This is a genomic window from Halobacillus sp. ABD4_316 (assembly GCF_056161385.1).
This window is the reverse complement of record NZ_JBSWZA010000010.1, coordinates 34,057-40,662: the sequence shown is the minus strand read 5'-3', so window position 1 is coordinate 40,662 and position 6,606 is coordinate 34,057. Positions and strand designations below refer to the sequence as shown.

The window sequence follows — 6,606 nt, the reverse complement described above, 5'->3', positions numbered from 1 at the left end:
GAAGCGGCTTGGTCAGTCCCGACAAGCATAAGACCAGCACCGCCGTGGAGGGCTTTTCTCCACAGAGGTGTTGGACTTATGACCTCGAGGGACTAGCCGCTGCAACTGGACAAAGACTGAAATGCGGAAGCACCCTGATAGATGCGACAAGCATAAGACAAGGATTGCAGTGAAGCGTTCTTCCTTCACGGAGATCATTGACTTATGTCTCGAGCATCTGGGTGCCGGAGCTGGACTACAAAAAAAGAAATGTGGAAGCGGCTTGGTCAGTCCCGACAAGCATAAGACCAGCACCGCCGTGGAGGGCTTTTCTCCACAGAGGTGTTGGACTTATGACCTCGAGGGACTAGCCGCTGCAACTGGACGACAAAAGAAATGTGGAAGCGGCTTGGTCAGTCCCGACTAGCCTGTGCAAAGAACCAAAACATCCATCATGAAAGAGCTGCAGGAACCTTACAACTACAACAACGAATCCGTTCGACTTGTCCCCTTGCGGTGTTGCCTATCCAGTGATTTTACGTCATTTTGACCTGCACCCTGCAGGGTAGAAGGACAGCCCCTCTACTTAAACCTATGCCGCTGCCCGTCATTTATGAAAAAAGAGGACGGAATCAATCTCCGTCCTCTTCCACATCTTTCCCTTCCATATAGCTTTTCCTTTTGGCAAGTCCCATGACGAGGAACAAAATAAATAAGAATAAATTCAGCCAGCGGTAATCGTCGTAAAAAATAGCAAGGATGGCCCAGATGGATGCACTGATTAAAAAAAGCACGCTGGACAGCAAGGTTTGATTCATCATAATCCCTCCTCTTCTCATTATATAGTCATATACCGAATCTGAGGCTGTAAATTCTTCAGCCTAAAGTCCTAATAAATTCCCGGAAGAAGGATTTACTATATTTTGACATGCCCTTGTCCGATTGTTAGAATTGTTTTGACTATTTTACTTTGATAAAGTACTCACTCAAAAAGAAAGAAGGACTGCATATGGAAACATGGTACTTTGTCGATTCAGGCCATTGTACACCTGCCATCAACATGGCACTGGACGAGGCCCTTATGAATTGGCACCGGGAAGGGGCCATCCCGCCTGTTCTGCGTTTTTACGGCTGGGAACCTGCCGGGCTGTCTGTTGGTTATTTTCAAAAAGTAAAAGGAAAAATTGACTTGGATGGCGTTCAAAAGCATGGGTATCAGCTCGTCCGCCGTCAAACGGGCGGCCGTGCGGTATTACATGACCATGAACTTACATATAGTGTCATCGTATCGGAAAAACACGAGGACATGCCGGATTCCGTGAAAGAAGCCTATCTCGTCATTTCCAAGGGCCTGCTTGAAGGGTTCAGGAACCTGAACATTGATGCAGACTTTGCTGTTCCTGAAGGCAGGCTGGATGTGAACGGGTCAGCTGTCTGTTTTGAAGAACCGTCCTGGTATGAATTGATTGTCGATGGAAAAAAAGCGGCGGGAAGTGCACAGACTAGAAAACGCGGCATCATCCTGCAGCACGGGTCCATCCCGATTGAAGTGGATGATGGGAAGCTTTTTGATATGTTTGTTTACAAAAATGAACGCATCAAGGAAAGAGCCCGCAAAGCTTTCGGCAGCAAAGCCATTGCCGTCAACGAAATCCTCGAAGAGCCTGTCTCTTTCGAAGAAACAAAACATGCATTTAAACAAGGATTTGAACAAGGATTGAATGTTCACCTGGAGCCCTTCCACCTGTCTGAGGAACAATGGGACGAGGTAAGGAAAATCGCCCGGGAACGCTACGAAACAGATGAATGGAACTACGCCCGCTGAGCGGGATAAGGAGTGGTGAACGTGAGTAAAAACCAGGAATACATAAGAAAGCCGGAATGGCTGAAAATCAAGATCAACACCAACAAATCCTATACAGGTCTGAAGAAACTGATGCGCGAGAAGAAATTGAACACGGTGTGCGAGGAAGCCCGCTGCCCGAACATCCACGAATGCTGGAGTGAACGGAAAACCGCTACCTTCATGATCCTGGGGGATACATGTACACGCGGTTGCCGTTTCTGTGCCGTTAAGACCGGGCTGCCGAACGAACTTGACTGGGGCGAGCCGGAGCGTGTTGCGGAATCCGTTGAAATCATGGGACTGAAACACGTCGTTGTTACAGCGGTTGCCCGTGATGACTTGAACGACGGCGGTGCTGCTGTATTCGGTGAAACCGTGAAGGCAATCCGCCGCCGGGTACCGGGATGCACCGTGGAAATTCTTCCTTCTGATATGAAAGGTGATTATGAAAGCCTGCATACCTTGATGGAGGGCGAGCCGGATATTTTCAACCACAACATTGAAACCGTCCGCCGTCTGACGAAGAAAGTCCGCGCACGCGCCATGTATGACCGTTCTCTTGAGCTGCTCCGCCGTGTGAAGGAAATCCGTCCGAATACACCGACGAAGTCCAGCCTGATGGTCGGTCTTGGCGAGACGAAAGAGGAAATCATCGAAGCGATGGATGATCTGCTTGCTCATAACGTCGACATCATGACCATCGGCCAGTACCTGCAGCCGACGAAAAAACACTTGAACGTGGAACGCTACTACCATCCGGATGAATTCGAGGAACTGAAACAGATTGCCCTTGAAAAAGGATTCAAGCACTGTGAAGCAGGCCCGATGGTCCGCTCCTCCTATCATGCGGATGAACAAGTGAACAGCACCTCCGCCCAGCGACGGATCAAGTACATGCAGGGCTATGAGTCCCAAGGAAAAGAACTCGACACAACGAACTTCTAAACAAAATCCCCTTCTCCTGAATCAGGAGAAGGGGATTTATTGATTACCAGAAACCTCCGTACGGGGGACGGCCGTAATAACCTCCGCCTCCGCCTCCATAATAAGGCGGGCGTCCGTAATAAGGAGGTGGATAGCCATAACCGCCGCCGCCAAATCCTCCGTACAAACCTGGAGCCAGGGCACCGCCTAAAAAGCCACCCAGTAACCCACCGGCAAAGGGGCCGAAAAAGAAGAAACGCTCTTCTTCATTCCGGAAGTCTTCTTCTATTCCATAAGGATAAGCATATGGATACTGATTCACTCGTTCTCCTCCTATCCATTCCTGTGGTTATTCACCTACTCTTCACTCTATGTCACCAGCCCGGCCATCGTATAGGCATCTGTCACCAGGGATAGGATAAAATTAACTGTAAGCCCATTCACACCTCGAATAAAATGGGGTATACTTAAAAAAGAAACGCTTGTCTGGCTAGAAAAGGAGGACTATTCATGAATGTAACCTTGATTATTCTCGTCTGCCTCGCATTTTTGACAGCTATCTTCTCAGCTGGATATGATACGAAGCCAGGGCCAAGAAAGTAAAAAAACGCACCCGATGGGGTGCGTTTTTTCATGTCTTATTTGATTAATCCCGGAAACCCCTGCTGCAGTAAAGCATTGAACAAAATGATCGATGCGGTATTGGATAAGTTCAACGAGCGGACTTCGCCGGTCATCGGAATCCGGAGGCAGCGGTCTTCAAGACCTGTTAAGAGCTCCTTCGGTATGCCGTCACTCTCCCGCCCGAAAACAAACAGCTGATCTTTTTTTGCATCACTGAAATCAAAATCAGCGTACGATTTCGTTCCGAAGTTTTCAATGTAGTAGAACTCGCCTTCTGGATAGTTCTCATACAACTCTTCGATCGAGTCATAGTAATGGACCGTCAGTTTAGGCCAGTAATCGAGACCCGCACGGCGCACCATTTTATCATCAGTCGAGAAACCGAGCGGACGGATCAGATGCAGGACACTATTTGTCGCCACACAGGTCCGCCCGATATTTCCGGTATTGGCCGGTATTTCCGGCTGGAAAAGGACAATATGGTTAGGCATCACTTTCACCTCAGTCTAATCGTAGTCAACCAGACCATTATACCATATCGGTCACCCGTTAATTCTGAAAAATTTATACTGAATATCCGGCGTGTAAGCGGTAGAGTCCTCGTACGCCCAGTAGCGGTGCCGGCTGTTTGATGTATGAGCGTTGACCAGAGGCATCCCCTGGGCATCCTTTTTCACAACAAAAGTATTATGATCATACCGCCCGTTTCCTTGAAAGTCATAACAGATGACATCCCCCGGCGCGAGCTGATCCGCCGAGGATACTTCCACGGCTTTCAAGCCTTTACGCGATCCGCTTAAGTACCAGCGCAGCGCATGAGCCACAGTCCAGCTGTAGCTCCACGTTCCATTCCCGTACCACCACCCGCGCGTCCGGTCCCCGGCTCCCCTCATTGGTGCACCGCCGGCCCGCAGACATTGGGAAACGTAATTGGTGCAATCGACTTCAAACTTCTTATAAGCCGGGTTGTAGCTGTCCCACCAGCGGTCCGCATACCGCACAGCCTCCCGGCGGTTGTAGTCGAAGCGTGGATTATCCACCGGCTCTCTCTCCCCCATCTCGAATGTCAAAGGCAAGGAGGAATCCCCGGAGGCGGGAATCTCCGTCACGACTTCGTGATGCACCCACTTCCCTTTGGCCCACTGTCCACGACCTGTGTAGAACCCTTCTTCCAAAAAAACATGGCGCCCACTTTTTACAAGCATGGTCAAATGCAGGTCATAAGCAACATCCACGACGTGATCATAAGCCTTTCTGTGATAAGGATAAATTCGGAAAGTCATCCGCTGGAGCTTGTGACCACGCGCTTCCATGCCCTCCATTTTCCGCTTCAACCATCCTTCTTCCTCCTGATCGAAAACCTGGTCCAGCACTTTCTGCCAGTAACGCTTGATTTCCTCCGTGCTATTCATCCGCTTCCCCCCTCCTTCAGTATATGAAGAGGGGGGGAGGCCATGAAAAAAAGCCCCCGCAGGGACTTTTAATGTTGTATAGCTGTATGCTGTTTTTCGAAATCCAGCAGTTTTTCTTTTTTGTCCAGTCCGCCGGCATAACCGACGAGCTTTCCGTTGCTTCCAATGACACGGTGGCATGGCACAATGACAGAGAAAGGGTTTTTATTCACGGCCCCTCCGACAGCACGGATCGCCTGCGGAGAGTGCAGCGCTAAGGCTACATCCTTGTAGGAGCGCGTTTCACCAAATGGGATCTGGTGAAGCAGTGTCTTCCACACTTTCCGCTGGAAATCTGTTCCGTAACAGTTGAGCGGAACATCAAACGCTGTGCGGATTCCCTGGAAGTATTCCTGCAGTTCTTTTTCTGTCTGAACAATCAATGAATGATCGGGGTCATAAACCAGTTCACCTTTTAGAAAATGCTTCCTTTTCCAAGATTGATAGGCTGGAAGTCGATCTTCATGATGACCAAAATCAATGCGGCAGACTCCTTCATCATTGGCCAGGACAGTCATAGCCCCCAAAGGAGTTTGAAACGTGTCGTAATATAGAAAAGTATGATGGTTCATAGCCAACCCCTTCTTTATTAACAGTTTTTTCTATTATACTAGAGCTCTAGTGGATTGAAAAGGTACAGGAGTTGATTACGTTTGAAATTGCAGCCCTTTTTCCATTTCATATAAGACCTGTTCATCTTCTTCCTTTTCCATCGCTTTCTCAATGGCCTCAAAACAATCGGAACGGCCGATTTTCCCGAGTCCCCACGCGGCGGTTCCGCGTATGACCGGCCTCGGGTCGTGATTCATTAATCGGATCAGTTCATCAACGGACGTTTCGTCACGGTAATGAGCCAGCGCCAGAATCGCATTCCGCTGAATCGGCTTTTTGCCCCGCCACGAGCCGGAAATGAACCCGAATTTCTCTTTGAACTCCCGGTTGGAAATGGACAGGAGCGGTGTAAGCTTCGGCTTGACAACCTCCGGATCCGGCTCGAATTCTTCATGATTATGAAAATCTTTCTTCCGGTTCTTTGGACAGACGGTCTGGCACGTATCGCAGCCATAGAGACGGTTGCCAATCACTGTGCGGAACTCATCAGGCAGAAAACCCTTCGTCTGCGTTAAAAAGGCGATACAGCGCTGAGCATTCAACTGGCCGCCCTGGACGAGGGCTCCGGTCGGGCAGGCGTCCACACAAATGTTGCAGTCGCCACAGCTGTCATCCACCGGCTCATCAGGAGCAAAAGGAATATTCGTTACAAGTTCTCCTAAATATACATATGAACCAAACTCCGGAGTGATCACGGCACAATTTTTTCCACTGAATCCAATCCCTGCACGCTCCGCTACAGCACGATCAGAGAGCTCCCCTGTATCCACCATGGATTTCAGTTCCACTTCCGGAAACCTCTCTTTTATAAAAGCACCGAGCTTGTGCAGCCGGTCCCGCAGCACATCATGATAGTCCTGTCCCCAGGAGGCCCGGCAGAAAATCCCCCGCCGTTCTCCCTTCACACTGCGCGGGGCATCTTTCATTTTTGAAGGATACGCAAGAGCAATGGAAATAATCGACTGCGCGCCCGGCAGAAGGCGGCCGGGCTCGGTCCGCTCGTCCACCTCCCCCTTTTCGAAACCGGACTGGTATCCGAGTTCCTGCTGGCGTTTCAAACGGGCTTTCAATTCTCCGAACACATCAGCAGAAGCAAATCCGATTTTATCGATGCCGATTTCTCTGCTGTAGGTGATCACTTCTTCTTTAAACTGATGAAAATCCACCCGG

The 6,606-nt window shown here is 49.6% G+C and carries 8 protein-coding genes; 2 read left to right on the top strand and 6 right to left on the bottom strand.

Going from position 1 to position 6,606, the window contains the following annotated elements:
* Positions 1-611: 611 nt before the first annotated feature.
* Positions 612-797: a hypothetical protein gene (locus tag ACXAJH_RS19855; RefSeq protein WP_027956630.1), complete on the bottom strand. Its 186-nt coding sequence runs from the start codon at positions 795-797 to the stop codon at positions 612-614.
* Between the two features lie 191 nt (positions 798-988).
* Here ACXAJH_RS19855 and ACXAJH_RS19850 point away from each other — a divergent pair, with 191 nt between their 5' ends.
* Together ACXAJH_RS19850 and lipA are read left to right on the top strand one after the other, a co-directional pair.
* On the top strand, positions 989-1,804 hold the full coding sequence (locus ACXAJH_RS19850; protein ID WP_474967709.1) for a lipoate--protein ligase family protein: 816 nt from the start codon (positions 989-991) through the stop codon (positions 1,802-1,804).
* A gap of 21 nt (positions 1,805-1,825) precedes the next feature.
* On the top strand, positions 1,826-2,770 hold the full coding sequence (gene lipA, locus ACXAJH_RS19845) for a lipoyl synthase (protein ID WP_027956632.1): 945 nt from the start codon (positions 1,826-1,828) through the stop codon (positions 2,768-2,770).
* A gap of 43 nt (positions 2,771-2,813) precedes the next feature.
* Here the strand turns inward: lipA and ACXAJH_RS19840 are convergent, their stop codons facing one another.
* The 5 genes from ACXAJH_RS19840 to queG form a co-directional block, all read right to left on the bottom strand.
* Complete coding sequence (locus ACXAJH_RS19840; RefSeq protein WP_206936089.1) at positions 2,814-3,071, bottom strand: hypothetical protein; 258 nt, start codon at positions 3,069-3,071, stop codon at positions 2,814-2,816.
* 316 nt (positions 3,072-3,387) lie between these two features.
* On the bottom strand, positions 3,388-3,864 hold the full coding sequence (locus tag ACXAJH_RS19835; RefSeq protein ID WP_474967708.1) for a tRNA (cytidine(34)-2'-O)-methyltransferase: 477 nt from the start codon (positions 3,862-3,864) through the stop codon (positions 3,388-3,390).
* Positions 3,865-3,915: 51 nt separating this feature from the next.
* Complete coding sequence (locus tag ACXAJH_RS19830; RefSeq protein WP_474994976.1) at positions 3,916-4,785, bottom strand: amidase domain-containing protein; 870 nt, start codon at positions 4,783-4,785, stop codon at positions 3,916-3,918.
* A gap of 68 nt (positions 4,786-4,853) precedes the next feature.
* A complete protein-coding gene (locus tag ACXAJH_RS19825; RefSeq protein WP_474994975.1) occupies positions 4,854-5,396 on the bottom strand; it encodes a methylated-DNA--[protein]-cysteine S-methyltransferase in 543 nt (180 codons plus the stop codon).
* Positions 5,397-5,471: 75 nt separating this feature from the next.
* On the bottom strand, positions 5,472-6,602 hold the full coding sequence (queG, locus tag ACXAJH_RS19820) for a tRNA epoxyqueuosine(34) reductase QueG (protein WP_474971910.1): 1,131 nt from the start codon (positions 6,600-6,602) through the stop codon (positions 5,472-5,474).
* Between the last annotated feature and the right edge of the window lie 4 nt (positions 6,603-6,606).